Source organism: Pseudomonas sp. RL_15y_Pfl2_60 (genome assembly GCF_963970595.1).
In the GTDB taxonomy this organism is placed as follows: domain Bacteria; phylum Pseudomonadota; class Gammaproteobacteria; order Pseudomonadales; family Pseudomonadaceae; genus Aquipseudomonas.
This window is the reverse complement of sequence record NZ_CAXAOE010000004.1, coordinates 385714-411533: the sequence shown is the minus strand read 5'-3', so window position 1 is coordinate 411533 and position 25820 is coordinate 385714. Positions and strand designations below refer to the sequence as shown.

Sequence of the window (25820 nt, the reverse complement as noted above, 5' to 3'; positions counted from 1 at the left end):
AGCAGGGTTCATCAAATTGTCATGGTTCTGTGGCAGCGCGAAAGCATAAATATCATCAAACTCGCACCTTAATGGGGTTCTGCGTTTTGGTGTTTTTATGCGTGCGTTTTTATTTATCGCCGCGCTGTTATTCAGTGTGTCGTCTTTTTCTGCGGTCCGTTGCGACCTGACATCCGCTACACAATTTGCCGATGTGGGCGAGCTGAGCCTTGCCTATCAAAGTGTTGGCCGTGAGCGCGATCCTGCGTTATTGCTGGTGATGGGGTTGGGTGGTCAACTGATCCACTGGCCGGATGAGGTTGTGCAATCCTTGTGTGAACAAGGGTTCCGGGTGATTCGCTTCGACAATCGCGATGTCGGTTTGAGCCGCTGGCACCAGCCCGAGGCGCCGGTAAACCTGACGATCCAAGCGCTGCGCTACCGGATCGGCATCAGTGTGTCGGCGCCTTACAGCCTGACGGATATGGCCCGTGACTCCCTCGGGTTGATGGATGCGTTGGGGATTGAGCGCTTTCATGTCTTGGGCGCAAGCATGGGCGGCATGATTGCCCAGCACCTGGCGGATCTCGCGCCGCAGCGGGTGCAAAGCCTGACGCTGATCATGAGCAGTTCAGGGGCCGAAGGGTTACCAGCGCCGAGCCCTAAGTTGCTGGCGTTGTTGGGTCGCCGTGAAGCGCCCAACAGGGCTGTGGCGCTGGAGCAGCAAGCGGATCTACTCGCCGCCTTGGGCAGCCCCGAGGTGAAGGATGATCGCCAGGAGTTGTTGCACGAAGCGCAGGTTTCCTACGATCGCGCATTCAATCCGCAGGGCGTTGAGCGGCAGATCGCGGCTATTCTGGCCGAACCCAGCCGCGTAGAACTGCTCAATCGTTTAAGGGTTCCGACGTTGGTGGTGCATGGCACGGCAGACCCGCTATTGCCGGTAATGCACGGTGTACATCTGGCGGCCCATATTCGTGGCAGTCAATTAAAGCTGATTCCCGGTTTGGCTCATCGTTTTCAGGCTGCGTTTAAACAGCCGTTGCTCGCCGCGGTGTTGCCGTATTTGATAGAGCATCGTACTGATACTCATATCGCCCAGCTGTAGTTTGCGGGCTATTCGAGGGTGATTGGCAGGCGGACAAGGCGCAGTTTGTCCGCCGTGATTTAGCAAATGGCACGGGTTTGCAGCAGGTGAATCAGTGAGCCAGTGCCGAGTCCTGAGCTGCTGGTTCCGGCGCCGAGCCATGGCGTTCTCGCAAGTACTGGCCCAGGCGTAGTTGTTCTGCTGCGCTCATGAACAGACCCAGCTTGGTGCGGCGCCAAAGAATGTCGGCTGGCGCCGTTGCCCATTCCTCGGTGCACAGATACTCGACTTCTCGCGCATACAATTGCGCCCCAAAGTGCTCACCCAAGTCTTGCAGCGTGTTTACCCCGTTCAACAACAGCCAACTGCGGTTGCCGTAAGTGGTCGCCCAGCGTCGAACCAAAGTGCTCGGCAACCAACTGAAGCGTGCGCTGAGCGCTTCGACCAAGACGCTTTGGCTTTCAAAATCCTCGGCGCCGGGTAATAAACTGGTCGCGGTCCAGCTTGGTCCCATTTGCGGGAAGTGGCTGGCCAGCAGCTTCAGTGCGGACTCGGCCAGTTTGCGGTAGGTGGTCAGCTTGCCGCCAAATATTGAAAGCAAGGGGGCTTCACCGGGATGCCCTGAAAGAGACAAGGTGTAGTCGCGGGTGACGGCTGATGGCTCAGCAGACTCGTCGTCACACAACGGTCTGACTCCAGAGAAACTGTGCAAAATGTCTTCGCGTGCAAGCGGCTGGCGAAAGTGCGCGTTGAATACATTGAGCAGGTAATCAGTCTCTTCTTCAGTGATCGCCACGGCGCGAGGGTCGCCCTTGTATTCACGATCAGTGGTGCCAATCATGGTGAACTGATCAAGGTAGGGGATCGCAAACACCACGCGTTGGTCTTCGTTCTGCAGGATATACGCCTGCTCACCTTCGAACCGGCGCGGCACTATGATGTGACTGCCTTGAATCAGGCGAACCCCGTAGGGTGATTCTTGCTTGAGATCGTCGCGAATAAACTTCGCCACCCAAGGGCCGGCGGCATTGACCAGTGCACGGGCGCGAATTGAAAACAGGCTGCCATCGCTACGCTCAAGATGAATGTGCCATAAACCTTTGCTGCGTCGGGCACTGGTGCAGCGGGTTTGAGTATGGATGTGTGCGCCGCTTTCACGGGCCGCCATGGCGTTAAGCACTACCAGCCGGGCATCGTCGACCCAGCAATCCGAGTATTCAAAACCACGGGTGATTTGCGCTTGCAACGGCCCATTAGCGGCAAAGCGCACGCCGTTTGAGGCGGGTAGCTTTTCGCGCTTGCCAAGGTGGTCGTAGAGAAACAGGCCCGCACGGATCATCCAGGCCGGCCGCAAATGGGGGCGGTGCGGTAGGAGAAACCGCATGGGCTTGATGATATGGGGTGCCTTGGCCAGCAATACTTCGCGCTCAGCCAATGCTTCTCGCACCAGGCGGAACTCATAGTGTTCAAGGTAGCGCAGGCCGCCATGTATGAGTTTACTGCTGGCTGAGGAGGTGTGTTCGGCCAGATCATCGCGTTCGCAGAGGAATACCGACAAGCCGCGTCCAGCTGCATCGGTTGCAATGCCGACTCCGTTAATGCCGCCGCCAACGATTGCAATATCGTAAACCTCGGCAATGGGTGCGCTGTGGCTGCTGTGATTGGGCATACTGACACTCACAAGAGATCGGAATTGAACTATTGATGTTCACTTCCGAACATATGCTAGTTGAATAAATCTGGATTCGCCAGCCGGAACCACTCTTTATCCACGAAAGCGTGCTTGGTTTGGGTGCTCAATCGCGCAGTGAGCTGCGCCAGAGTCGGCAATAGTTGGTGCCTAGACCAGGTTGAGCTGAATCTTGGCTTCGCGCAAAAGCCGACAGATTGCCGGGCTCGGCGCTGCATCGGTAAATACCTGATCAACCAGGTTGATCGGCCCCAGGCGCACCACAGCGTTACGCCCGAATTTATTTGAGTCAGCGGCCAACAATACCTGGCGTGCATTGCTGATGATGGCCTGGGAGACCCGCACTTCTTGATAGTCAAAGTCGAGCAGGCTGCCGTCTTCATCAATCCCGCTGATGCCAACCAAGGCAAAATCGACTTTGAACTGCTCGATGAAATCGACCGCGGTTTGCCCCACAATCCCGCCGTCGGAGCGCACTGTTCCGCCAGCTACCAGAACTTCAAAGTCAGCCTTGCTACTCAACTGCGCCGCTACATGCAGGTTGTTGGTGATGATTTTCAAACCTTTGTGGTTCTGCAAGGCGCGAGCAATGGCTTCTGTGGTGGTGCCTATATTGATAAACAACGAAGCGTGATCAGGTATCTGTGCCGCGATGGCTTCGGCAATGCGCAGTTTCTCTTCGCGCATTTGCCCGGCGCGCATGGTGTAGGCGGTATTTTGCGTGCTGGAGCTTTCACAGGCTGCGCCGCCATGGGTGCGACGTAGCAAGCCTTGCTTTGCAAGTTGGTTGATGTCGCGACGGATAGTTTGCGGGGTCACCGCGAATGCCTGGGCAAGTTCCTCGATGCTGACGTATCCGCGTTCGCGGGCGAGAGTAAGAATGTCTTGCTGGCGCGGTGGAAGAGTCATGGTCGAGTCCTTTTTTGCGCCATTATAGGCTGCTCAGGAAGAATTTTTCGGCTATGGTAATCAGACTTTGTCTGAGTATTTTCACAAACGAACATGACCCCTGCAATCGATCTGTTAAAAAAGGCTAAGGCGCAGTTTCAGGTTCACAGCTATAGCCACGATCCCAAAGCGGCTTCCTATGGTCTTGAGGCTGCCGAGAAACTCAATCTTGATCCTGCGCGGGTGTTCAAGACACTGTTGGCGGCAAGCGAGAAAGGCGAGCTTTTAGTTGCCGTGGTGCCTGTAGCGGGTAGTCTGGACTTGAAAGCTCTGGCCGCTGCCGCCGGGGTCAAAAAGGCCGATATGGCTGACCCGGTTGCTGCACAACGGGCAACGGGTTATTTGCTCGGCGGTATCAGCCCGTTGGGGCAAAAGAAGCGGTTGCGTACCTTTATCGATACCTCAGCCCAGCAGTTTCCAAGTATTCATGTCAGTGCTGGCAGGCGCGGGCTTGAGGTTGAGTTGGCGGGCGCCGTTCTGGCGCAACATACAAGTGCCCAATTTGCGGCAATTGGCCGCGAGTAATTTCAGCTTGCTGCATCCTTGGATTGCAGCCTGCGCTCATTCACTTTGGCCGACACATTTTCAGCTGTGAAGGCCCGACAATAATAAGGACACCTACATGTCACGGTTTCTGCTGGCGATCGACCAAGGCACGACGAGCAGTCGCGCAATTGTATTCAGTGATCAGGGTTTGCCGGTGGCGCGGGCGCAGCAGGAGTTCAAACAGTATTTTCCGCAAGATGGCTGGGTCGAGCATGATGCCGAGGAGCTGTGGCAGAGCACGCTTGATGTCTGTCGCGAGGCGCTGGAGCAGAGTGGACTGGAGATTAGCCAAGTCGCAGCAATCGGTATCACCAACCAGCGCGAAACCACCTTGGTTTGGGACGCCCAAAGTGGTGAGCCGATCCATCGCGCCATTGTCTGGCAGGATCGGCGTACTGCTGACTATTGTGCAGAGCTCAAGCAAGACGGGCACGAAGCGCGTGTGGCGGCAAAAACTGGACTGTTGATTGATCCCTACTTTTCCGCAACCAAGCTGCGCTGGATTCTGGAAAATGTGCCGGGGGCCCTTGAGCGCGCGGAGCGGGGCGAGTTGCGCTTTGGTACGGTCGACAGCTTCTTGCTATGGCGCCTGACCGGCGGTCAATCACACAAGACTGATGCAACCAACGCCTCGCGTACCTTGATGTTCAATATCCATACTCAGCAATGGGACGCCGAGTTGCTGGAGCTGTTTGATATTCCGGAGAGCATGCTGCCTGAGGTGATGGATTCGGCAGCGGATTTTGGTCGTTGTTTGCCCGAGCTGTTAGGCGCGGCAATTCCTGTTTTAGGCATCGCCGGTGATCAGCAGGCGGCATTGGTGGGGCAGGCGTGTTTTCAGCCGGGCATGGTTAAAAGCACCTACGGCACCGGTTGTTTCATGATCCAGAATACCGGTGATACGCCGGTTACCTCGCAGAACCGTCTGTTGACCACAGTGGGTTATCGTCTTAATGGCAAGGTTACCTATGCTGTCGAAGGCAGTATTTTTGTGGCTGGCGCAGCTGTTCAGTGGCTGCGTGATGGTATCAAGCTGATCAATCATGCGCGTGACAGTGAAGCCATGGCCGTGCAAACCGGTGATGCGTGCGGCGTATATCTAGTGCCGGCCTTTACGGGGTTGGGGGCGCCATATTGGGACCCCAAAGCACGGGGCGCCATCTTTGGGCTGACCCGCGATACAGGGATCAAGGAAATCGTCACCGCAGGCTTGCAGTCGGTTTGCTATCAAACCCTGGATTTACTCGAGGCCATGCGTCAGGACGGTGCTGCCGCACCCAGTGCGCTGCGGGTTGATGGCGGCATGGTTGAAAATAATTGGGTCATGCAGTTTTTGGCCGATATTCTCGGCGTCACGGTCGAGCGCCCGAAGGTCACAGAAACCACCGCGCTTGGGGTCGCTTACCTTGCGGGCCTGCAAGCCGGTATCTACCCTGACCTCGAAGCAATTGCCAGTCATTGGCACTGTGAGCAATGCTTTACCCCGCTCATGGCAGATAGCCATCGTGATACGCTTTACAACGGTTGGTTAGATGCGGTTAAACGTGTACGCAGTGAGAATTAACCTGGATCGGCTTGTTGTGAGGCAGACCTTTGATTCGCTTTCTACGCTTGTGGCTGGCTTTTATTGCAAGTTTTTGCGCACAGCTGCTCTGGGCCGCAGGGGCCGATAACGAAACCTTGATTATCACCGGCGACCTCTGGTGTCCCGTGAACTGTGCGCAGGATGCACAGCAGCCAGGGATATTCGTAGAGTTGGTGCAACATATTTTTGCCGAGCGCGGGATCAAGGTTGAGTACCGGGTTACCAATTGGGCGCGTGCGGTTCATGAGGTGCGGCGCGGTAAAGCCAACGCCCTGGTTGGCGCTGGCGTGAGAGACGCCCCAGACTTTATTTTCAGCAAAACAGCTGTGGGCGTCTCACGCAATTGCTTCTACGCCAAGCAGGGCTTGGGCTGGCGTTTTCAAGGGGTTGATTCTCTGGCCAAGGTCACAGTCGGCGCGATTAACAGTTATAGCTATGGCGCAGAGCTGAACACTTATTTTGAGCGTTACCGTGCTGACTCAGCGCGAGTGCAGATGGCGTCAGGGGATCGGGCGCTGGCTATCAATATTGATAAATTGCGCAAAGGTCGTGTGGACACGATTATTGAGAATAGCTGGGTCATGCAAGCCTATTTGGCTAAAAAGGGACAAGCCGATACCCTGCTTGAAGTCGGTTGTCGCAAGATTGATGTGCCGATTTACGTCGCATTCACCCCTGCGCTAGAGTCCAGCCAGCGTTATGTCGATATTTTCGAGCAGGGGCTGGAGCGCTATAAAGCCATGGGTGAAATGGATGCGCTTTATCGACGTTATGGCATCGCTCCCGAGAGCCTAGGCACTCGTTGATCCTTGCCAGCCCTTGAGCCCCTGCAGTGATTTGACTAAGACAACTAAGGTTTATCGTTATGCAGCTCGAATATCATCAGGTCGATGCTTTTTCCAACCGTCCATTTTCTGGTAATCCTGCCATCGTTTACCGCCTTGATCGTTGGCTCGATGATGCGCTGATGCAACGCATTGCGGCCGAACACAATTTGGCTGAAACCGCGTTTATCGTGAAGCAACCCGAGCATTGGCACATTCGCTGGTTCACCCCGGCCACTGAAGTGCCGTTATGCGGTCACGCAACCCTGGCCAGCGCTTATGTGTTGTTCAATATCTATGCAGAGCCGGGCGAGGTTATTGAGTTTCACAGCCTGTCCGGGCCGCTGCGGGTCAGACGTGTCGGACAACGCCTGGAGCTGGACTTCCCTGCGCAAAAGATTAAGCCGGATCAACAGTTGTTGGATGCGGTATCCGCCGCGCTGGGCGTTGCTGTCGAGGCCACATTTGTCGGCCCGGAGCTGCTTGCGGTAGTGGCGAATGAGGCCGCTGTACGCAATTGCCAGCCCGATTTGGCAGCCGTCGCAAAATTGCCGGGCATGGGCGTCATCATCACCGCGCCAGGGCAGCAATACGATTTTGTCTCACGCTACTTTGCCCCTTCGATTGGGATTGCCGAAGACCCTGTGACGGGCGCCATCCATTGCAGCTTGATCCCGTATTGGTCGCAACGCCTTGGGAAGCCAGAAATGCGAGCATACCAAGCGTCTGCGCGGGGCGGGGAACTGCATTGCCGGCTGGCGGGGGAGCGGGTGAACATTGCCGGTGACGCTGTTTTAGTCGCCAAGGCAACCTTGTTGCTGGGGGATGCCGAGTCCCCCGCTGGTGATTAACTAGATTCCCGCGCTGTGGCGGCGTACGCCAGAACTTGCCAGGTCGGCGTGGGTCGCGACGCTGCCGGGCACCGCAAATGCGACCAGATGATCGGCAGCCACGCGAATCCCCACGCTTTCGCCTGGTTGATGATCCGCGTGGCTGGGGAACAGCGCCTCCAGTTGGCTGCCGGTTGGCAGTTGCAGGCGATACAGGGTTGCCGCGCCAAGGAAGGTCTTGCCGACGATAAGGGCTGTTAGCGAGCTTTCGGGCGCGTAAACGATGTCGTCGGGTCTGAGCAGTACATCAACTGCGCTGCCGGTCGGCCAGATATAAGCACGATCACCGCTGATAACCCCCAGTTCGGTCTGGACCTTTTCCGGGCTCAGTAATTGGCCACGGATAAAATAACCTTGGCCGATAAAGCTGGCGACAAAGGGCGTCTTGGGTTCGTGATACAGGTTGTACGGGGTGTCCCACTGTTCCAGCTTGCCTTCCTTGAATACGCCGACATGGTCGCTGACGGCAAAGGCTTCTTCTTGATCGTGGGTGACCAGGATTGCGCTGGTGCCACGGCTCTTGAGAATTTCACGAACTTCACGGCTCAAGCTGCGGCGCAGCTCACCATCAAGGTTGGAGAAGGGTTCATCAAGCAATAGCAACTGGGGCTCTGGCGCCAACGCCCGGGCGAGTGATACACGCTGCTGCTGTCCGCCCGACAATTCGTGCGGGTAGCGTTTGCCAAGGTGATCAAGTTTGACCAGCGCCAGCAACTCCTCAGTGATGCGCTCGCAGTCTGGCTGCTTGCGGATGCCAAAGGCGATGTTCTGCGCCACGCTAAGGTGAGGGAACAGCGCATAGTCCTGAAACACCATGCCGATCCGTCGTTTCTCCGGCGCCAGGGTGAAGCCGGCACTGGAAATCACTTCGCCCGCCAGGCTTATCTCGCCGCTGTGCACGGGTTCGAAGCCGGCAATCGCGCGCAGGGTTGTGGTTTTGCCGCAACCCGATGAGCCGAGCAGGCAGCCGATGTCACCGGCATTGAGGTGCAAGTTGAGATCCCGAACGACTTTGTGCTCGTTATAGCCGCAGCTCAGGTCACGCAGGTTAAGCAGCATTGAGTGTGTCATACGTGGTGGTGTGACGCTTCGACTAGGAATTCAAGCAAGGCCTTTTGCGCATGCAGACGGTTTTCCGCCTGATCCCATGCTGCCGAGCGCGGATCATCAAGCAAGTCTTCGCTGATCTCTTCGCCACGGTGGGCCGGCAGGCAGTGCAGGAACAATACCTTTTCGTCTGCCATATCGAGCAGGGCACGATCAACCTGGTAGGGCTTGAACAGCTTCATGCGCTCTTGTGCTTCGTCTTCCTGGCCCATCGAGGCCCAGACGTCGGTCGTCACCAAGTGTGCACCCACTACTGCCTGGCGTGGATCGCGGATGATTTGTACCCGTTCACCTGCTTGTGCCATCAGCCTGGCACTCGGCTCGTAACCTTCGGGGCAGGCAACACGCAACTGGAAGTCGAACTGGATAGCCGCCTCTATATAAGAGTTGCACATGTTGTTGCCATCACCGATCCAGACCACGGTTTTGCCCGCGATGTTGCCACGGTGTTCAAGGTAAGTTTGCATATCGGCCAGCAATTGGCAGGGGTGCAAGTCATCTGACAAACCATTGATGACCGGAACGCGTGAGTTCGCGGCAAACTCGGTCAAGGTGTCGTGGGCGAAGGTACGGATCATCACCGCATCAAGCATGCGTGACATCACCTTGGCCGCGTCAGCAATAGGCTCACCGCGGCCCAGTTGGGTGTCGCGTGGCGACAGGAAAATTGCCTGGCCGCCGAACTGGATCATGCCTGCTTCAAAGGACAGGCGTGTACGGGTCGAGGCCTTCTCGAAAATCATGCCCAGTACACGGTTCTTGAGCGGTTCGAAAAGCACGCCTCGGTTGCGCAAATCCTTTAGCTCCATGGCGCGGCGGATCAAGCTCACCAGCTCAGCGGGGCTGCAGTCCATCAGCGAGAGAAAGTGTCTTGCGCTCATCAGAAATACCTTTTTTACAGCAGGGCGCAGGCTGCACAACCACTAAAATCAGTAGAAATGGCTAGACCTGCGGCAGGAGGCCGCACAGTGCGACGTAACAGGGAAAGGCGAAATCTTATAAGCAAATGACGATTCGGCGCAAATTGTCTGGTGTTTCAGGGTTTTCCTGTTTGCTTGGCGGTTGGTTGCTGGTGCTGGATTGGTTGCCCTGATGCCTGTCAATTCACAGGACTGACGCTGCTGGTGCGACATCGGGCGGCGGGCCATAGTCGTTATTTGCACTCCAGCGGGTGCACTCGAATAATAAAGCGAGGCCGGCCATGAGCAAGACTCTCCATCACCGTGCATGCCACCTGTGTGAAGCCATCTGTGGCCTGACGATTGAAACCGAGCGTGCCGCAGACGGCAGCCAACAGATTTTGTCGATCAAAGGTGATGCGCAGGACAGTTTCAGTCGCGGTCACATCTGCCCAAAAGCGGTGGCGCTGCAGGATATTCAGAATGACCCGGACCGTATACGTCAGCCCATGCGTCGTGTGGGCGCTGAATGGCAAGCAATCGAGTGGGATGAGGCCTTTGCCCTGGTTGCTGAGCGCTTAAGCGATATTCAAGCGCGGCTCGGCAACAATGCTGTGGCGATTTATCAGGGTAATCCGAGCGTACACAATTATGGCCTGATGACCCACAGCAACTATTTTCTGGGGCAGTTGAAAACCCGTAATCGCTTCTCTGCAACCTCGGTCGACCAGTTGCCGCATCACCTCACCAGCCACCAAATGTATGGTCATGGTTTGCTGATTCCGATTCCGGATATCGACCAAACCGACTTTATGCTGATTCTGGGGGGCAACCCGCTGGCATCCAACGGCAGCATCATGACGGTGCCGGATGTCGAGAAACGGCTAAAGGCAATCAAGGCTCGCGGTGGCAAGGTTGTTGTGGTCGACCCGCGCCGCACGGAAACCGCTGCAATTGCCGACCAGCATCTGTTTATTCGCCCAGGGCAGGATGCCGCGTTGTTGCTTGCTGTGTTGAATACCTTGTTCAGCGAAAACCTGACCCGCCAAACCCATCTGGATGTGCACGGTCTTGAACAAGTACGTGAAGCCGTTGCAGGCTTTAGCGCCGAGACAATGAGTGAGCGATGCGCCGTTCCAGCTGAGGTTATCCGCCAGTTGGCGCGAGACTTCGCCGGCGCTGATAAAGCGGTGTGCTACGGGCGCATGGGCGTTTCGACTCAGGCGTTTGGCACGCTCTGCCAATGGCTGGTGCAATTGATAAACCTGGTTACAGGCAACCTTGACCGGGTAGGCGGTGCACTTTGCACCGAACCGGCGGTTGACTTGGTCGCGAGCACCTCCGGTGGGCATTTCAATGTTTGGCAAAGTCGGGTTTCAGGTTTACCCGAATACGGCGGCGAGCTACCGGTGGCGGCGCTGGCTGAAGAGATGCTGACCGAAGGCCAAGGGCAGGTCAGAGCCTTGATCACTGTGGCGGGTAATCCGGTGTTGTCGACGCCCAACGGGCGCAAGCTGGAGCAGGCGCTCGATGGCCTGGAGTTTATGCTCAGCATCGACTTTTACATCAATGAAACCACGCGCTATGCCGATTTGATCCTGCCGCCGACTGCGCCGTTGGAGCATGATCACTACGACACTACCTTTAACAGCTTCGCGGTGCGCAATGTCACACGCTTTAACGAGCCTGTGCTGGACAAGCCTGCCAATGCCTTGGATGACTGGGAGATTTTTGTCGGATTGGCGAAAGCGTTCTCCGAGAAAATAGGCACCGAACTCAAGCCAACCATGGCCCCGGCCAAGATGATCGACATGGGCCTGCGCCACGGCGCCTATGGCGACAACTCTGTGCATAAGCTCAGTGTTGAAGCGTTGCGTGAGCATCCCCACGGTCTGGACTTGGGGCCGCTCAAGAGCAATTTGGCTGGCCGTATCCGCACGGAGGACAAAAAGGTGCAAGCAGCGCCAGCTATCTTCATGGCTGACCTGCTGCGCTTTGCGCAGCAACCTGCGCCTGCGGCCGGTGAACTGCTGCTGATTGGTCGTCGGCATGTGCGCAGCAATAATTCCTGGATGCACAATTATCACCGTCTGGTGAAGGGTAAGCCGCGACATCAACTGTTTGTACATCCGGCAGATCTGGCCAGTCGCGGCTTGACGGATGGCCAGCGGGTGCGGGTGCGCTCGCGGGTGGGGTTGATTGAGGTTGAGGTCGCCGCCAGCGATGAGATGATGCCGGGTGTGGTGAGCCTGCCGCACGGTTGGGGCCATGCGCGGCCCGGGGTGCAAATGGTTATTGCCAGTAATCAGCCGGGGGCCAGCGCCAATGACCTGACTGATGAGCTGCAGCTTGATGCGCTATCAGGAAATGCCGCGTTGAATGGGGTGCCGGTCGAAATAGTCGCCGCTTGAGAGGCGCAGGTCGGTATTTTGGCCGGGTTGTTTCTGACCAAGCATTACACTCGGCTTTTCGCTACAATAGCGCCAACCGTGTCGACTTTTGAGTCGTAAAGCTTAGTCCTGAGGTGCCCAATGGATATCATCGAAACCATTAAAGAACAGATCGCCAACAACCCCGTTCTGTTGTACATGAAAGGCTCGCCGAATGCCCCACAGTGTGGCTTCTCGTCGAAGGCCTCGCAGGTAGTCATGGCGTGTGGCGAAAAGTTCGCTTATGTCGATATCCTGCAGAACCCGGAAATCCGCGCCAATCTGCCAAAGTACGCCAACTGGCCAACCTTCCCGCAACTCTGGGTTGGCGGTGAGTTGGTCGGCGGCAGCGATATCATTGCCGAGATGTTTGACAATGGTGAGCTGCAGCCCATGATCAAGGCGGCAGTTGAGAAGTCCGAAGCCTAAGTTTCCACGCTTCGCTGGTTCTAGAAAAATCGATGCTTCGGCATCGATTTTTTTTTGCCTGCGCAACCCTCTTGGCCCGCATCGATGCTGAACTGACTAGGCTCTATAGAGTCTCTATCGCAGAGCGCTCATGGAGCAAAACAAGGATATGGGATGAATAACAGTAGCCAGCGTCAGCATCAGTTTCTCAATGGCTCTATTGCCAAGGCACTGCTGTCGCTGGCGGTGCCGATCATTATCGCCAACTTGCTGCAGGCCGGTTATCAACTGACCGACACTTACTGGGTTGGCCGCTTGGGAGCGTCAGCTGTGGCGGCGGTAGCTGTAAGCACCCCAGTCACATTTCTGGTGATAGCGCTGGGGGCAGGGCTGGCGATGGCCGGTGCGACACTGACCGCCCAGTACATGGGTTCTGGACGCTCGGACATGGTTAACCATGTGGCGGCGCAGACCATGCTCATGGTGATGATCAGTTCGGTGGTGCTGGGCACCCTTGGCTTTATTTTGTCCCCATACCTGCTCAAGTTGCTCGGCGTCGAGCCTAATGTGTACGACAGCGCCTTGGGCTACATGCGTGTGTCATTTGTCGGCGTGATTTTTGTCTTTATTTTCTTCATGTTTCAGTCGTTGATGCGCGGGGTTGGGCAAACGCGGGTGCCATTGCTGATTGTGCTGGCAACGGTGTTGCTCAACTTCGGCCTCGATCCGTTGTTTATCTTCGGCTGGGGACCAATCCCGGGCTTTGGTGTCACGGGCGCAGCCATGGCGACTTTGGTGACTCAAGCAATAGCAGCCAGCTTGGGCATGTGGGTGTTTTTGCGTGGGCGCCACGGGATTCAAGTGAAGTGGTCGGGGTTCAAGCCAGACTTGAGTTATATTCGCAAAGCGTTCTTTCTTGGCTTTCCAGGTTCGGTGGAACTCTCGACTCGAGGCCTGGGGCTAATTGTCATGTCTTTTCTGGTGGCCAGTTTCGATACCAGCACAATAGCCGCCTACGGGATTGGCGCTAATATTCTGCAAGTCATCACCATTCCCGCGATGGGTATTTCAATGGCTGTCTCGACCTTGGTCGGCCAGAACATTGGTGCAGGTAATATAAGTCGCGCCTCTAAAATCACCCAGCTTGGGGCCTTGTATGGTTTTGTTGGCCTGACAGCCGTTGGTTTGCTGGTGTATGCGATTGCCCCGCATTTGGTGGCGTTTTTCGTGCCAGGCGAAACCCTGGTCATCAATCAGGGGGCGGATTTTATTCGCATCATGGCGTTGGCCTGGGGATGCATTGGCATTCAACTCTGTATCGTTTCGGCATTCAGGGCCTCGGGGAACATGCTCAGTGCGATGGTGATCGCCCTGGTTGCACAGTGGATGCTGCAATTCCCACTGGCCTATGTGTTGGCCAAGCACACGCAGCTGGGCGCTGCAGGCTTGTGGTGGTCATTCCCGGTCACCAATGTATTGATCGCGATTATTTCACTGTGCTGGTTTGCCAGGGGCGACTGGAAGAAAACCCGACTCACCGAGGAAGATCAGCAGGTGCGTAGGGTTTCGGAGGAAGCATTGGTTGAAGAGGGCTACCGCTAGACTGAGATTCGAGGCATAAAAAACGGCAGCTCAAGGCTGCCGTTTTTATTGACGCAGGCGGGTGGATTATTCGTCCATCTGCGACTGCAAGTAGTTCTGCAGGCCAACTGCTTCGAGCAGGCTGAGCTGAGTTTCGAGCCAGTCGATGTGTTCTTCTTCAGAGCACAGAATATCTTCCAGCAGTTCACGGCTGGCAAAGTCGCCAACGCTTTCGCAGTAAGCAATCGCCGCTTTCAGATCGGTGTGCGCCTTGTGTTCAATCTTCAGGTCACACTCAAGCATTTCCTTGGTGTTTTCACCAATGAGGATTTTGCCGAGGTCTTGCAGGTTAGGCAGGCCTTCGAGGAAAAGAATACGCTTGATCAACTTGTCAGCGTGTTTCATTTCATCGATCGATTCGTGGTACTCGTGCTCGCCGAGTTTCTTCAGGCCCCAATCTTCGTACATGCGGGCATGCAGGAAGTATTGGTTGATTGCGACCAGCTCGTTACCGAGGATCTTGTTCAGATGCTGGATGACTTTCTTGTCGCCTTTCATTTGCGTGCCTGCCCTGTGCCGAAAAAATGTATGGAGCAAATTTTGAGCGCATAAACTTTGACTGTCAAATCTAAGTGTTTGAAAAATAAGTTAAAATTAAACTTAATACGAATGTTTAAGTTCTGCATCTAAGTATTAAGTTATTGAATTTAGGGCATAAAAAAGCCGGATCTTAAATCCGGCTTTGGATATGTCTGGTTTTAGCTGCGATAAAAAAGATTAAGCGGCTACAAAATTTGCCTGGTAGGCGAGGGCGCCTTGGTTGGCATGAACCTCGGTCAGGGCCTCGCGGACAACAGATTTTGCCAGGCAAGCGCATTTGCCACATTGGCTGGCAACGCCTGTTGCTTCACGGACTTCACGGTAGCTGCAGCAACCTTCGTAGATTGCATCGCGGATCTGGCCGTCAGTGACACCTTCGCAGAGGCAGACATACATAGTTAAGACTCACTACACAAAGACTGTTTCGTTGGAAGGGATACTAATGTTAATGAGAATGCTTGTCAAAGCCATCTGTTGCGCATGACGGATAAATCGAAAAACCCTGATGAACGGTTATGCACCGGTTGAATTGACTTGTAGAACCTAAGGTCAAAAAGCGGTGGGCGAGGCCTAAAATCGGGGTGTATGATGATGGGCCCAGTCAGTGCAGGTGAGTCATTGCGTTGTCGTGTTATAGCGCTAGGCTACTCGCACTACTCAAACTTTTTAGGAGATATCGAATGAGCGTACTCGTAGGTAAGAAAGCCCCGGATTTCGACGTCGCAGCTGTATTGGGCACAGGCGAAATCGTTGACAGCTTCAGCCTGTCTTCTGCGATCAAGGGCAAATACGGCCTGGTATTTTTCTACCCACTGGACTTCACCTTCGTATGCCCGTCGGAGCTGATCGCTCTGGATCACCGCATTCCTGAGTTCCAGGCGCGTAACGTTGAAGTGATCGGTGTTTCCATCGACTCCCACTTCACCCACAACGCATGGCGCAACACGCCGGTAGACAAGGGCGGCATCGGCCAGGTCAAGTACACCTTGGCGGCTGACATCAACCACGACATCTGCAAAGCCTATGACGTTGAGTCTGAAGGCGGCGTAGCTTTCCGTGGCGCATTCCTGATCGACCTCAACGGTGTTGTTCGCTCGCAGATCGTTAACGACCTGCCGCTGGGCCGTAACATGGACGAACTGCTGCGTCTGGTTGATGCCCTGCAGTTCACCGAAGAGCACGGTGAAGTTTGCCCGGCAAACTGGAAGAAAGGCGACAAAGGCATGACTGCATCGCCAGACGGCGTTGCTGCTTACCTGTCTGAGAACGCTGCCAACCTGTAAGGGTTTGCCTTCAGGTGGGCCTGCTCACCTGAGCGTTACTTGGTGCAATAAAAAACCGGCCTAGGCCGGTTTTTTTATGTGCTGAGTTATGAGTTCAGCATCGAGAGCGCAGGGCTTTTAGTCGTCGAAGTCTTCCCAGCCACCCATCTCTTTCCAGCGATTGACAATGCCGCAGAACAGCTCGGCTGTCTTTTCAGTGTCGTAACGTGCTGAATGTGCTTCACGGCCATCAAACTCAATGCTTGCTGCTTGGCAGGCTTTGGCCAGAACGGTTTGGCCGTAAGCCAAGCCAGCCAGGGTTGCGGTGTCGAAGCTTGAGAAGGGGTGGAACGGGTTGCGTTTGATGCCGGTACGGGCAACCGCAGCATTAAGAAAACCAAGGTCGAAGCTGCTGTTGTGGCCGACCAGGATCGCCCGTTTGCACCCATTGGCTTTCAGCGACTTGCGCAGGCCACGGAAGATTTCAGTCAGCGCGTGCTCTTCACTCACCGCCATGCGCAGCGGATGGTCGAGCTTGATGCCGGTGAACTCCAGCGCCGCCTGTTCGATGTTCGCGCCGGCAAAGGGCTCGACCCGGAAGAAGTGAGTGTGATCTGGGTACAGAAACCCCTGCTCATCGATACCGACTGTGGTCGCGGCAATTTCCAGCAGTGCGTCAGTGGCACTATTGAAACCGCCGGTCTCGACATCAACCACTACCGGCAGATAACCACGAAAGCGGGCTGCCATAGGGTGACGCGGGCCTGAGGGGGCGTTGCTTTCCAGCTCTTCTTCGTACTGATCTTCACTCATGCGTTTTGCTCCAGCAAGCGCCAGCGCAAGGTTTCACCCGCACGCAGCGGGATAACTGTTTGCTCGCCGAACGGCAGGCTGGCCGGTACGTTCCAGTCGTCACGAACCAGAGTGATGGTTTCTGTGTTGCGCGGTTGGCCATAGAAGTCCGGGCCGTTGAGGCTGGCGAAGGCTTCAAGTTTGTCCAAGGCATTACGCTGCTCGAAAGCTTCGGCATACAGCTCGATAGCGGCGAACGCGGTGTAGCAACCGGCACAACCGCAGGCCGATTCCTTGGCATGCACAGCGTGCGGCGCCGAGTCGGTACCGAGGAAGAACTTGCGGCTGTCGCTGGTAGCGGCATCGAGCAGGGCTTCTTGGTGCACATTGCGCTTGAGAATCGGCAGGCAATAAAAGTGCGGGCGAATCCCGCCAACCAGCATATGGTTGCGGTTGTAGAGCAGGTGGTGAGCGGTGATTGTCGCGCCAACGTTAGCCGGAGCAGCTTTGACGAACTCAACGGCATCACGGGTAGTGATGTGCTCGAAAACGACTTTCAAGGTTGGGAAGCGCTCAACCACTCGACCAAGGTGCTCATCGATAAACTGTTTTTCGCGGTCGAAGATATCGATTTCGCTACGGGTCACCTCGCCATGAACCAGAAGCGGCAAACCGACTTCCGCCATGGCTTCAAGCGTGGCGAATATCTTGTCGATGCTGGTTACGCCGGAGTCGGAGTTGGTGGTCGCACCGGCTGGGTAGAGTTTGGCCGCATGTACAAAGCCCGAGGCCTTGGCGCTGCGAACATCTTCAGGGCTGGTCTGGTCGGTGAGGTACAGCACCATCAACGGCTCGAACTGGCTGCCTGCCGGGCGGACACTGAGTATGCGCTGGCGGTAGGCATCGGCTTCGCTGGTGTTGCGAACTGGCGGGACCAGGTTTGGCATGATGATGGCACGGCCAAAAGTACGTGCAACGTCAGCCACGGTATGCGGCAGAACAGCACCGTCGCGCAGGTGAATATGCCAGTCATCGGGACGCAGCAGAGTAAGACGGTCGATCATGGAGGCTTCCAGGCGGGTAAAACGTGGCTCGAATCCTACCGGAAAACCCCCGTCAGAGCACGCCATCCGTGTGCTTAACGCGCATATGTGCGACCAGTGTACTTAAGTTTTTGCGCCTGCAACCGATATCAAAGGCAAACCCGTGATTACGTGTGGAGCCCACCGTGCGCCAACTTTCTATTACCCCGCTGTGCCTGCTCATTGGCTTGAGCACGTGTTTGCCTGCATGGGGCATTAGCTTTCAGACGCGCCTGGAGAACGTTGAGTGGACGGTCGAGGGTGATAAGTTTGAGTGTCGCCTGTCGCAACCGGTGACGGATTTTGGCGTCGGTGAGTTCGTCAGAAAGGCCGGTGAGCAAGCCACTTTTCGTTTACAGACCCAAGGCCGTTGGCTGAGCGCCGGTTCGGCAACCTTGCTTGCGGCGGCTGCGCCGTGGCAGCCGGGGCGCTCGGATATCAACCTGGGGCGGGTCGGGGTTAATGACAGCAGTACGCCTTTCAATAGCTCCCAGGCTCAAGCAGGTCGATTGTTGGCGGGCCTGCTGGACGGTCGCAGCCCGCTGGTGCAGCACCTCAGGATTCAAGGCGGCGAACGGGTTGAAGTACGTCTGCTCCCAGTGAAGTTCAAGAAGGCCTACACCGATTACCTGGCCTGCACCGCCAAGCTGTTACCGGTTAACTTCAATCAGGTTAAGCAAAGCCGTATCGGTTTTCCCAATGGCGGCGTTGATCTCGATCCAATGGCTGAGGCCAAGCTGCAGATCCTCTTGGATTTTCTCAAGTCAGATCCTGCGGTAAATCGAGTATTGGTCGAGGGCCACTCCGATAATAGTGGCAGCCGTTTGACCAACCGCGACTTGTCCCGGCGCCGGGCGATGGCGGTCATGAGTTACCTGGAAGCGCACGGTGTACCAGCCGAGCAAATCACCATGCGCTTTCACGGCGAGCGCTACCCAATAGTGCCCAATAACAGCCCGGCCAATAGAGCCAAGAACCGGCGCGTATCGATCACCTTGGATAAAGTCCCCGAACAAGCAGCGGAAAAAGCCTCGGATGATCCCGCTCCGGCGCCAAAAGCTACGGTGCCGGCCGATCCCGCCGCGACTTCTTAGCCGGTTTTTTGCGGTCGCATCGACTAAACAATTTGTCGCCTCGTCGTCTTAAGCTGTCGCGCCTCTGTAAATTGGCCGCCAGGGTCAGTAGAATGGTCGGCTTTCCGCACAACCCCATGGAGTTCATGGCATGGCCGATGTAAACAAGGTAGTCCTGGCATATTCCGGTGGCCTGGACACTTCAGTGATCCTCAAGTGGCTGCAAGATACTTACAACTGTGAAGTAGTGACCTTCACTGCTGACCTCGGTCAAGGCGAAGAAGTTGAGCCAGCTCGCGCTAAAGCTCAGGCCATGGGCGTTAAGGAAATCTACATTGATGACCTGCGCGAAGAGTTTGTCCGCGATTTCGTCTTCCCGATGTTCCGTGCCAACACTGTTTACGAAGGCGAGTACCTGCTCGGCACCTCGATCGCGCGTCCGCTGATTGCCAAGCGCTTGATCGAGATTGCCAACGAAACCGGTGCTGACGCCATTTCCCATGGCGCCACCGGCAAAGGCAACGACCAGGTACGTTTCGAGCTGGGCGCCTATGCACTCAAGCCTGGCGTCAAGGTGATTGCCCCGTGGCGCGAGTGGGACCTCATGTCCCGCGAAAAACTGATGGATTACGCTGAAAAGCACGCCATTCCAATCGAGCGTCACGGTAAGAAGAAGTCGCCGTACTCGATGGATGCCAACTTGTTGCACATCTCCTATGAGGGCGGCGTGCTGGAAGACACCTGGACCGAGCATGAAGAAGACATGTGGCGTTGGACCAAGTCGCCAGAGCTGGCGCCGGACACTCCAACCTACATCGAACTGACTTACCGCGCGGGCGACATCGTTGCCATCGACGGCAAGGAAATGACGCCTGCAACTGTCCTGGCCGAACTCAACCGTATCGGTGGCGAGAACGGCATTGGTCGTCTGGACATCGTCGAGAACCGCTTTGTCGGCATGAAGTCGCGCGGCTGCTACGAAACCCCAGGCGGCACCATCATGCTCAAGGGCCACCGCGCCATTGAGTCGATCACCCTGGACCGCGAAGTCGCTCACCTCAAAGATGAGCTGATGCCGAAATACGCCAGCCTGATCTACAACGGTTTCTGGTGGAGCCCTGAGCGCACCATGCTGCAGCAGATGATCGACGCTTCACAGGCCAACGTTAATGGCGTGGTCCGTATGAAACTGTACAAGGGCAATGTGATTATTGTCGGCCGTAAGTCCGATGATTCGCTGTTTGATGCCAATATCGCCACCTTCGAAGAAGATGGCGGTGCCTACAATCAGCAAGATGCTGCTGGCTTTATCAAGTTGAACGCCTTGCGCATGCGTATTGCTGCCAACAAGGGCCGCAAACTGATCTAAGCTTTCAGTACGACCATCAAGCCTCATATAGCGCTGTCTATATGAGGCTTTTTTATGTGTCACTGGTTGGTGCGAGCAGGTGAGCAATAGGCTCATCGGTGGAGGTTTAGGCGTTTGAACCATGGCGGGCAGGCTTTGTGTTGTTCGCCTTACTAAGGAGTAGTGATCATGGGTAAATTATTAGTTGGTCTGTGTCTCGGCCTGTTTTGTCTGAATCTCCAGGCTGGGGTTATTGACCCCGATTGCACCCCTGAAAAAGCGGCCAAAAGCGCTGCCATGAAAGCCACCGTGGGTGTTGGTGGTCGCTGTGATGCAAAAGAAGCCGCCTCTGACAGCATGGGGCTGGACGACAAGAAGGATAAGGTCGATGACGCTAAAGATAGCGTCTCAGACAAAAAAGACCGGGCGCAGGATGTAGGCCACAAAACCCTCAAGAAAGCGCTTTAAAGCATTTTTCAGCAATCCAGGCCTAGCGCTCCAGGGACTTGATCGAGCGCAAGACTGGTCAGAATCCGTTAGGGCGCTCACAATAGGCTTTCATTGAGTAGAGGCCAGATAGTGGCCTTTTGCATTTGCCATAACGACTCTATGGAGCCTTTATCATGCGCTTGTTGCATACCATGCTACGCGTCGGCGATATGGATAAATCCATCGCTTTCTACACCGAAGTGCTGGGCATGACCCTGCTACGCCGTAAAGATTACCCGGAAGGTAAGTTCACCCTGGCCTTTGTTGGCTACGGTGATGAAGCGCACAACTCGGTGCTTGAACTAACCCAGAACTGGGGCACCGAAAGCTACGACCTTGGCAACGGCTACGGGCACATTGCCCTGGAAGTCGAGGACGTTTACAAGGCCTGTGATGACATTCGCTCGCGCGGCGGCAAGATTACCCGTGAGCCAGGCCCGATGATGCACGGCACCAGTATTCTTGCGTTTGTCGAAGACCCGGACGGTTATAAGATCGAGCTGTTGTCGCCCTCACGCAACGACTGATTTGTCGCTTGCCTGCCCAGGGCACTGCGCTGCAATCCAGCCGCTGAGCCCTGTGCATTTACTGCCACTGTCTACAAGGTAACCCTATGCACAATCCAGTCTCATCTGTTGATCCAGAAGGCCTGCTTGAATATTCGGTGGTGTATACCGATCGTTCGCTGAATCACATGTCGCAGTCATTCCAGCAGGTCATGAATGACATTTCGCGCACCCTCAAGCAGGTCTATAACGCTCACGCCGTGGCTGTAGTTCCAGGCAGCGGTACCTTCGGCATGGAGGCGGTCGCACGTCAGTTTGCTGGTGATAAAAAATGCCTGATCGTGCGTAATGGCTGGTTCAGCTACCGTTGGACGCAGATTCTCGAGATGGGCAAGATTGCTGCGCACAGCACCGTACTTAAAGCGCGACCTGTAAGCACTGAGCCCCAGGCAGCGTTCGCCCCAGCACCGATTGAAGAAGTGGTTGCTGCAATTCATCGGGAAAAGCCTGACGTTGTCTTTGCACCACACGTTGAAACCTCATCAGGAATCATCCTTCCAGACGCCTACATGCGTGCCATTGGCGAAGCCGTGCACGCGGTTGGCGGTATCTTTGTGCTCGACTGCATCGCCTCAGGTGCGCTCTGGGTTGATATGCAGGCCAATGCCGTGGATATCCTGATCAGCGCGCCGCAGAAAGGCTGGAGCGGCTCGCCGTGCTGTGCATTGGTTATGTTCAGTGAGTTGGCCCGTGAGCGCATCGAAAGCACCGAAAGCAGCAGCTTTGCTTGCGACCTGAAAAAATGGTTGCAGATCATGGGCGCCTACGAACAGGGCGGTCACGCCTATCACGCGACCATGCCAAGCGACTCACTGGTGCGCTTTCGTGATGTGATGAAAGAAACCGAGCAGTACGGTTTTGATGTGGTGCGCAACGAGCAACAGGTGCTTGGCGATAACGTTCGTTCCTTGCTGGCTGAGAAGGGCTTTAAAAGTGTGGCTGCGGCGGGCTTCGAAGCGCCGGGTGTGGTGGTTTGCTACACCGAGGATGCGGATATCAAAAGCGGTAAGAAGTTTGCTGCGCACGGCTTGCAGATAGCCGCTGGCGTGCCGCTGATGTGTGATGAACCTGCAGATTTCCAGACTTTCCGCCTGGGCCTGTTCGGTCTTGATAAGCTCAATAACCTGAAGCGCACGGTAGCGACTTTGGCAGACGCCTTGGATAAGGTGCTGTCTGAGTAACCACGCGTTGAACAAGGGTAAAACAATGCAATAGCGCTGGCTTTGGGCCGCGCTATTGCGTTTCAACCTGCTTAGTCAATCCTGTTGCGCTATATGCGTCAGGAAGGACCGTTGAAGCAGGGCAGTGCTTACAAATCGAAATCGTATTCAGCCAGCTGTTTGTTCAGGCGGCGTTCGTCCAGAAAATTATCAATGATACGGCGCTTGGTCAGGTTGGTTTTCGCCACCTCAACCGGTGCATCGTTGTCATCGCTATCGTCTGAGACAAAGTCGTCGTCGAGGTCCAGGTCTTCTTTGTCAGTGCTCATATCTTCCACTCCGGGCTGTGCAAGCCATTTGCGCACCTTATAGCGGCAAAATCGCAGCGGGTAAAAAAGATTTTTTCAATCAGGAGGATAGAAAAGTCACTGCAAAATCAATCGTCAGATGTTTTCTGCTTGAATTCGCACAAATCTTCAATACGGCAACTGCCACAGCGCGGCTTGCGTGCCTGACAGACGTAGCGGCCATGGAGGATCATCCAGTGGTGCGCATCCAGTAGAAAATCCTTGGGTACAAACTTCAGCAGCTTCTTTTCAACCTCAAGCACGTTCTTGCCCGGGGCGACGCCCGTGCGGTTGCTGAAGCGAAAAATATGGGTGTCGACCGCCATGGTGAACTGGCGGAAGGCCGTGTTGAGCACCACATTGGCCGTCTTGCGACCCACGCCTGGCAGCGCTTCAAGTGCTTCGCGGGTTTGCGGCACCTGGCTGTCGTGCAACTCGATCAGCATGCGGCAGGTTTCGATGATGTTTTTTGCCTTGCTTGGATACAAGCCAATGGTTTTCACGTACTGGCACAGGCCGTCGTAACCCAGGGCGTAAATCGCTTCCGGGGTATTGGCAACCGGGTAGAGCTTGGCTGTGGCCTTGTTCACGCCAACGTCGGTGGCTTGAGCCGAGAGAATTACCGCAATCAACAGCTCAAAGGGCGTGCTGAAGGCCAACTCGGTTTTGGGCTCGGGGTTGTCTTCATGCAGGCGGCGGAAGATTTCGTAACGTTTAGCGGCGTTCACTCAATGACTCCTGTCACACGAACGCGACGGCTTTGCGCCACAACTTCAGGCTGTCTGGCCTTGGCGCGCTCGGCCAATACTGAATCGATACGGTTTTTACCGGCAATCAACAAGCCCAGCACGATAAACGCACCCGGCGGCAAAATGGCCAGCAAGAAGCCTTGGTAGTTGCTGAACAGGGTGATCTGCCAGTTCGCCGCGGCAGGGCCAAACAGCAACTGCATGTTGGCAAACAGAATACCGGTGCCAAGCAGCTCGCGAATGGCGCCGATGGACACCAGCACCGCGGCAAAGCCCAAGCCCATCATCAAGCCATCATAGGCTGCGCGGCCAGGATCGTTCTTTGCGGCAAAGGCATCGGCGCGGCCCAGGATCACGCAGTTGGTGGTGATCAGCGGGATAAAAATGCCGAGAATCTGATAAAGCTCGTAGGTGTAGGCCTGCATCAATAACTCGATGCAGGTGGTCAGCGCAGCGATGATCATCACGAATGCCGGAAGACGCACGGCGGTGTTCACCACGCCGCGCACCAGCGACACAGCGGTGTTAGAGCAGATCAGCACCAAGGCGCTGGCCAGCGCAAGGCCCAGGGCGTTAACCGTGGAGTTGCTGGTGCCAAGCAGCGGGCACAGGCCAAGCAATTGCACCAGGCCAGGGTTGTTTTTCCACAGGCCATTGAGGGTGATTTCGCGGTAGCTGGTACTGGCCATCAGTTGGACTCCTGTTCGGGCGTGCGCTCAGTGGCAAACAGTCGTTGCTGGTTGGCATCGAAATACTGCAAGGCTTTGTGCACGGCTTTGACCACCGCGCGCGGGGTAATAGTCGCACCGGCAAACTGATCGAACGCGCCCTGGTCTTTCTTCACTGCCCAGCCGCTGTCGTCCGGGTTGCTTAGCGACTTGCCATTAAAGCCCAGAATCCAATTGCTCTTGCTCAGGTCGATGCGATCACCCAGCCCCGGTGTTTCACGGTGATTGAGCGCTCGCACCCCCGCCAGCGTGCCATTGGCGTTAATTCCGATCAGCAGGTGAATCGCGCCGCTGTAGCCATCCGGGGCGGTGGCCTTGAGGATGATTGCGCTGGGCTTGCCGTCTTTGAGGGCAATGTAGGCATCCTGTGGCGTTTTAATGCCAAGCAGTTTCGGATCAAACACTTCGACAACGTTATCAAGCAGGTGATTGTCATAGCTGCCGTTGGGCAATATCTCCGCAAGTGCGCGGACCTGGGCCTCACGCTGCGCGGTTTCGATACGCGATGCGGTGCCCAGTTGGGTGAGCGCCACGGTGCCGACGGTGACCACTGCAAAGAGCCCCAGCACCAAGCTGTTCTTGATCATCGATCGGCTGATTTCAGGCAAGGCCACTGGTTATTCTCCGAGCTTGAAGCCGCGGGTGGGCTTGCGATGACCATAGGTGCGTGGTCGTGTGTAGTAATCGATGGTGGGGGCGGCGAGGTTCATCAACAAGACGCCAAAGGCGACGCCGTCAGGGTAGCCGCCCCAGGCGCGAATCACGTAGACCAGCACGCCGACACCTATGCCAAACAGCAATCGCCCCAGATTACTGGTCGCGCCGGAAACCGGATCGGTGACGATAAAGAACGCGCCAAGCATGGTCGCGCCGCTGAGCAGGTGAAACAGTGGCGAGCCGTGGGAATCTGAACCGCTGCCGTTCCAGAACAGCAGGCTCATTACTGCCAATGCCGCGAGCATGCCGATGGGCGCATGCCAGGTGAACAGGCGTTTACGCAACAAGTAGATGCCGCCGAGCAGGAATGCGAGGTTGACCACTTCCGCCCCAGCGCCGCCGAAGCGACCAAAGGCCGGGCTTTGCGCCCACAGTTCGTCAATGGTCAGGCTTTTATTGATTTTCAGGGTGTCCAGTGCTGTCGCTTGCGCCCAACCGTCTGGCAGGCTGGCGAAGCCAAAAATATGCTGCACGGCATCCAGCGGCCCGATCAAGTGCGGCGCTGGCCAACTGGTCATTTCAACTGGGAATGAAACCAGCACCACGACATAACCGACCATCGCCGGGTTGAACGGGTTTTGCCCCAGGCCGCCATACAGCTGCTTGCCAAGGCTGATGGCAAAGCCGGTGGCGACCAGCGTGAGCCACCAGGGCGCGTAAGGCGGTAAAGCCAATGCAAGCAGTACCGCAGTCACCAAGGCGCTGTAATCCTTGAGGAAGAAGCCTACAGGGCGCTTGCGCAGGGCAAGAATCAACGCTTCAAAGCCTAATGCACAGACACTGGCCCAAAGCAGGTTGATCAGCGTGCCAAAACCGAATAGCCAGGTCAGGGCGATGATCCCGGGCACAGTTGCCAGCAACACCTGCAGCATGACGCGCTGGGTGCGATTGCTGCCCTTGGCGTGGGGCGATGTGATGCGGGGCAGGGCCATGG

General features: G+C 56.0%; 27 protein-coding genes. 14 read left to right on the top strand and 13 right to left on the bottom strand.

Annotated features, from left to right (window positions below; all coding sequences use genetic code 11):
• Window positions 1–97 precede the first annotated feature (97 nt).
• Entirely contained in the window at window positions 98–1087 is a 990-nt protein-coding gene (locus tag AACY26_RS13585; protein ID WP_339514867.1) for an alpha/beta fold hydrolase, read from the top strand.
• Between the two features lie 91 nt (window positions 1088–1178).
• On the opposite strand, the gene glpD is transcribed toward AACY26_RS13585, so the two are convergent.
• Complete coding sequence (glpD, locus tag AACY26_RS13580; protein WP_339514865.1) at window positions 1179–2735, bottom strand: glycerol-3-phosphate dehydrogenase; 1557 nt, start codon at window positions 2733–2735, stop codon at window positions 1179–1181.
• Window positions 2736–2906: 171 nt separating this feature from the next.
• A complete protein-coding gene (locus AACY26_RS13575; RefSeq protein WP_339514863.1) occupies window positions 2907–3665 on the bottom strand; it encodes a DeoR/GlpR family DNA-binding transcription regulator in 759 nt (252 codons plus the stop codon).
• 93 nt (window positions 3666–3758) lie between these two features.
• Here AACY26_RS13575 and ybaK point away from each other — a divergent pair, with 93 nt between their 5' ends.
• From ybaK to AACY26_RS13555, 4 genes are all read left to right on the top strand, one after another.
• Window positions 3759–4229, top strand: coding sequence for a Cys-tRNA(Pro) deacylase (ybaK, locus tag AACY26_RS13570; RefSeq protein WP_339514861.1), 471 nt, complete (start codon window positions 3759–3761; stop codon window positions 4227–4229).
• Between the two features lie 97 nt (window positions 4230–4326).
• Window positions 4327–5814: a glycerol kinase GlpK gene (gene glpK / locus AACY26_RS13565; protein ID WP_339514859.1), complete on the top strand. Its 1488-nt coding sequence runs from the start codon at window positions 4327–4329 to the stop codon at window positions 5812–5814.
• 29 nt (window positions 5815–5843) lie between these two features.
• Window positions 5844–6641, top strand: coding sequence for a substrate-binding periplasmic protein (locus tag AACY26_RS13560; protein WP_339514858.1), 798 nt, complete (start codon window positions 5844–5846; stop codon window positions 6639–6641).
• 59 nt (window positions 6642–6700) lie between these two features.
• Window positions 6701–7510: a PhzF family phenazine biosynthesis protein gene (locus AACY26_RS13555; protein WP_339514856.1), complete on the top strand. Its 810-nt coding sequence runs from the start codon at window positions 6701–6703 to the stop codon at window positions 7508–7510.
• Here AACY26_RS13555 and AACY26_RS13550 read toward each other — a convergent pair whose 3' ends face one another.
• Window positions 7511–8620 carry an ABC transporter ATP-binding protein gene (locus AACY26_RS13550; protein WP_339514854.1) on the bottom strand — a complete coding sequence of 370 codons (1110 nt, stop codon included), beginning with the start codon at window positions 8618–8620 and terminating at the stop codon, window positions 7511–7513.
• Window positions 8617–9537: an ornithine carbamoyltransferase gene (gene argF, locus AACY26_RS13545; protein WP_339514851.1), complete on the bottom strand. Its 921-nt coding sequence runs from the start codon at window positions 9535–9537 to the stop codon at window positions 8617–8619. The genes AACY26_RS13550 and argF overlap by 4 nt, the downstream gene beginning before the upstream one ends.
• Window positions 9538–9857: 320 nt before the next feature.
• Here argF and AACY26_RS13540 point away from each other — a divergent pair, with 320 nt between their 5' ends.
• The 3 genes from AACY26_RS13540 (at window position 9858) to AACY26_RS13530 (ending at window position 13994) form a co-directional block, all read left to right on the top strand.
• Window positions 9858–11966, top strand: coding sequence for a molybdopterin oxidoreductase family protein (locus tag AACY26_RS13540; protein ID WP_339514849.1), 2109 nt, complete (start codon window positions 9858–9860; stop codon window positions 11964–11966).
• Window positions 11967–12086: 120 nt separating this feature from the next.
• Window positions 12087–12413 (top strand): Grx4 family monothiol glutaredoxin, encoded by a 327-nt coding sequence (gene grxD / locus AACY26_RS13535; RefSeq protein ID WP_339514847.1) that lies wholly within the window; start codon window positions 12087–12089, stop codon window positions 12411–12413.
• Between the two features lie 153 nt (window positions 12414–12566).
• Complete coding sequence (locus AACY26_RS13530; RefSeq protein WP_339514845.1) at window positions 12567–13994, top strand: MATE family efflux transporter; 1428 nt, start codon at window positions 12567–12569, stop codon at window positions 13992–13994.
• 66 nt (window positions 13995–14060) lie between these two features.
• Here AACY26_RS13530 and bfr read toward each other — a convergent pair whose 3' ends face one another.
• Entirely contained in the window at window positions 14061–14531 is a 471-nt protein-coding gene (gene bfr, locus AACY26_RS13525) for a bacterioferritin (RefSeq protein WP_339514843.1), read from the bottom strand.
• 219 nt (window positions 14532–14750) lie between these two features.
• Window positions 14751–14969 carry a bacterioferritin-associated ferredoxin gene (locus tag AACY26_RS13520; protein WP_339514841.1) on the bottom strand — a complete coding sequence of 73 codons (219 nt, stop codon included), beginning with the start codon at window positions 14967–14969 and terminating at the stop codon, window positions 14751–14753.
• A gap of 284 nt (window positions 14970–15253) precedes the next feature.
• On the opposite strand from AACY26_RS13520, the gene AACY26_RS13515 reads away from it, so the two are divergent.
• Window positions 15254–15856, top strand: a complete 603-nt coding sequence (locus AACY26_RS13515; RefSeq protein WP_010484487.1) for a peroxiredoxin — start codon at window positions 15254–15256, stop codon at window positions 15854–15856.
• A gap of 117 nt (window positions 15857–15973) precedes the next feature.
• On the opposite strand, the gene rnt is transcribed toward AACY26_RS13515, so the two are convergent.
• A complete protein-coding gene (gene rnt, locus AACY26_RS13510) occupies window positions 15974–16648 on the bottom strand; it encodes a ribonuclease T (RefSeq protein ID WP_339514839.1) in 675 nt (224 codons plus the stop codon).
• The gene (gene pyrC / locus AACY26_RS13505) at window positions 16645–17691 is read right to left on the bottom strand and encodes a dihydroorotase (RefSeq protein WP_339514837.1); all 1047 of its coding nucleotides are present in this window, start codon (window positions 17689–17691) and stop codon (window positions 16645–16647) included. The genes rnt and pyrC overlap by 4 nt, the downstream gene beginning before the upstream one ends.
• A gap of 164 nt (window positions 17692–17855) precedes the next feature.
• Here pyrC and AACY26_RS13500 point away from each other — a divergent pair, with 164 nt between their 5' ends.
• The 5 genes from AACY26_RS13500 to AACY26_RS13480 all read left to right on the top strand — a co-directional run bounded on the left by AACY26_RS13500 (window position 17856) and on the right by AACY26_RS13480 (window position 22366).
• Complete coding sequence (locus AACY26_RS13500) at window positions 17856–18803, top strand: flagellar protein MotY (protein ID WP_339514835.1); 948 nt, start codon at window positions 17856–17858, stop codon at window positions 18801–18803.
• A gap of 130 nt (window positions 18804–18933) precedes the next feature.
• Window positions 18934–20151, top strand: a complete 1218-nt coding sequence (locus tag AACY26_RS13495) for an argininosuccinate synthase (protein WP_339514833.1) — start codon at window positions 18934–18936, stop codon at window positions 20149–20151.
• 168 nt (window positions 20152–20319) lie between these two features.
• A complete protein-coding gene (locus tag AACY26_RS13490; protein ID WP_339514831.1) occupies window positions 20320–20598 on the top strand; it encodes a hypothetical protein in 279 nt (92 codons plus the stop codon).
• A gap of 155 nt (window positions 20599–20753) precedes the next feature.
• Complete coding sequence (gene gloA, locus AACY26_RS13485; protein ID WP_339514829.1) at window positions 20754–21146, top strand: lactoylglutathione lyase; 393 nt, start codon at window positions 20754–20756, stop codon at window positions 21144–21146.
• Window positions 21147–21232: 86 nt separating this feature from the next.
• Window positions 21233–22366 (top strand): aminotransferase class V-fold PLP-dependent enzyme, encoded by a 1134-nt coding sequence (locus AACY26_RS13480; RefSeq protein ID WP_339514827.1) that lies wholly within the window; start codon window positions 21233–21235, stop codon window positions 22364–22366.
• 128 nt (window positions 22367–22494) lie between these two features.
• Here the strand turns inward: AACY26_RS13480 and AACY26_RS13475 are convergent, their stop codons facing one another.
• From AACY26_RS13475 to rsxD, 5 genes are all read right to left on the bottom strand, one after another.
• Entirely contained in the window at window positions 22495–22674 is a 180-nt protein-coding gene (locus AACY26_RS13475) for a PA3496 family putative envelope integrity protein (protein ID WP_010484502.1), read from the bottom strand.
• A 107-nt stretch (window positions 22675–22781) separates the two neighbouring features.
• Window positions 22782–23420 carry an endonuclease III gene (gene nth, locus AACY26_RS13470; protein WP_339514824.1) on the bottom strand — a complete coding sequence of 213 codons (639 nt, stop codon included), beginning with the start codon at window positions 23418–23420 and terminating at the stop codon, window positions 22782–22784.
• Window positions 23417–24130, bottom strand: a complete 714-nt coding sequence (locus AACY26_RS13465; protein WP_339514821.1) for an electron transport complex subunit E — start codon at window positions 24128–24130, stop codon at window positions 23417–23419. The genes nth and AACY26_RS13465 overlap by 4 nt, the downstream gene beginning before the upstream one ends.
• Window positions 24130–24756: an electron transport complex subunit RsxG gene (gene rsxG, locus AACY26_RS13460; protein ID WP_339515144.1), complete on the bottom strand. Its 627-nt coding sequence runs from the start codon at window positions 24754–24756 to the stop codon at window positions 24130–24132. Before rsxG ends, AACY26_RS13465 begins: the two co-directional genes overlap by 1 nt.
• Before the next feature lie 30 nt (window positions 24757–24786).
• Window positions 24787–25818 (bottom strand): electron transport complex subunit RsxD, encoded by a 1032-nt coding sequence (gene rsxD / locus AACY26_RS13455; protein WP_339514819.1) that lies wholly within the window; start codon window positions 25816–25818, stop codon window positions 24787–24789.
• Window positions 25819–25820 lie beyond the last annotated feature (2 nt).

Excerpts from the sequence above, each read along its gene's own strand:
- rsxG (WP_339515144.1), bottom strand. The coding sequence starts at position 24,756 with ATGATCAAGAACAGCTTGGTGCTGGGGCTCTTTGCAGTGGTCACCGTC.
- ybaK (WP_339514861.1), top strand. The coding sequence starts at position 3,759 with ATGACCCCTGCAATCGATCTGTTAAAAAAGGCTAAGGCGCAGTTTCAG.
- gloA (WP_339514829.1), top strand. The coding sequence starts at position 20,754 with ATGCGCTTGTTGCATACCATGCTACGCGTCGGCGATATGGATAAATCC.
- pyrC (WP_339514837.1), bottom strand. The coding sequence starts at position 17,691 with ATGATCGACCGTCTTACTCTGCTGCGTCCCGATGACTGGCATATTCAC.
- glpK (WP_339514859.1), top strand. The coding sequence starts at position 4,327 with ATGTCACGGTTTCTGCTGGCGATCGACCAAGGCACGACGAGCAGTCGC.
- AACY26_RS13495 (WP_339514833.1), top strand. The coding sequence starts at position 18,934 with ATGGCCGATGTAAACAAGGTAGTCCTGGCATATTCCGGTGGCCTGGAC.
- AACY26_RS13520 (WP_339514841.1), bottom strand. The coding sequence starts at position 14,969 with ATGTATGTCTGCCTCTGCGAAGGTGTCACTGACGGCCAGATCCGCGAT.
- bfr (WP_339514843.1), bottom strand. The coding sequence starts at position 14,531 with ATGAAAGGCGACAAGAAAGTCATCCAGCATCTGAACAAGATCCTCGGT.
- AACY26_RS13490 (WP_339514831.1), top strand. The coding sequence starts at position 20,320 with ATGGGTAAATTATTAGTTGGTCTGTGTCTCGGCCTGTTTTGTCTGAAT.
- AACY26_RS13530 (WP_339514845.1), top strand. The coding sequence starts at position 12,567 with ATGAATAACAGTAGCCAGCGTCAGCATCAGTTTCTCAATGGCTCTATT.
- AACY26_RS13475 (WP_010484502.1), bottom strand. The coding sequence starts at position 22,674 with ATGAGCACTGACAAAGAAGACCTGGACCTCGACGACGACTTTGTCTCA.
- AACY26_RS13575 (WP_339514863.1), bottom strand. The coding sequence starts at position 3,665 with ATGACTCTTCCACCGCGCCAGCAAGACATTCTTACTCTCGCCCGCGAA.
- AACY26_RS13550 (WP_339514854.1), bottom strand. The coding sequence starts at position 8,620 with ATGACACACTCAATGCTGCTTAACCTGCGTGACCTGAGCTGCGGCTAT.
- AACY26_RS13585 (WP_339514867.1), top strand. The coding sequence starts at position 98 with ATGCGTGCGTTTTTATTTATCGCCGCGCTGTTATTCAGTGTGTCGTCT.
- argF (WP_339514851.1), bottom strand. The coding sequence starts at position 9,537 with ATGAGCGCAAGACACTTTCTCTCGCTGATGGACTGCAGCCCCGCTGAG.
- grxD (WP_339514847.1), top strand. The coding sequence starts at position 12,087 with ATGGATATCATCGAAACCATTAAAGAACAGATCGCCAACAACCCCGTT.
- glpD (WP_339514865.1), bottom strand. The coding sequence starts at position 2,735 with ATGCCCAATCACAGCAGCCACAGCGCACCCATTGCCGAGGTTTACGAT.
- rnt (WP_339514839.1), bottom strand. The coding sequence starts at position 16,648 with ATGAGTGAAGATCAGTACGAAGAAGAGCTGGAAAGCAACGCCCCCTCA.
- AACY26_RS13555 (WP_339514856.1), top strand. The coding sequence starts at position 6,701 with ATGCAGCTCGAATATCATCAGGTCGATGCTTTTTCCAACCGTCCATTT.
- rsxD (WP_339514819.1), bottom strand. The coding sequence starts at position 25,818 with ATGGCCCTGCCCCGCATCACATCGCCCCACGCCAAGGGCAGCAATCGC.
- AACY26_RS13465 (WP_339514821.1), bottom strand. The coding sequence starts at position 24,130 with ATGGCCAGTACCAGCTACCGCGAAATCACCCTCAATGGCCTGTGGAAA.
- AACY26_RS13540 (WP_339514849.1), top strand. The coding sequence starts at position 9,858 with ATGAGCAAGACTCTCCATCACCGTGCATGCCACCTGTGTGAAGCCATC.
- AACY26_RS13515 (WP_010484487.1), top strand. The coding sequence starts at position 15,254 with ATGAGCGTACTCGTAGGTAAGAAAGCCCCGGATTTCGACGTCGCAGCT.
- AACY26_RS13480 (WP_339514827.1), top strand. The coding sequence starts at position 21,233 with ATGCACAATCCAGTCTCATCTGTTGATCCAGAAGGCCTGCTTGAATAT.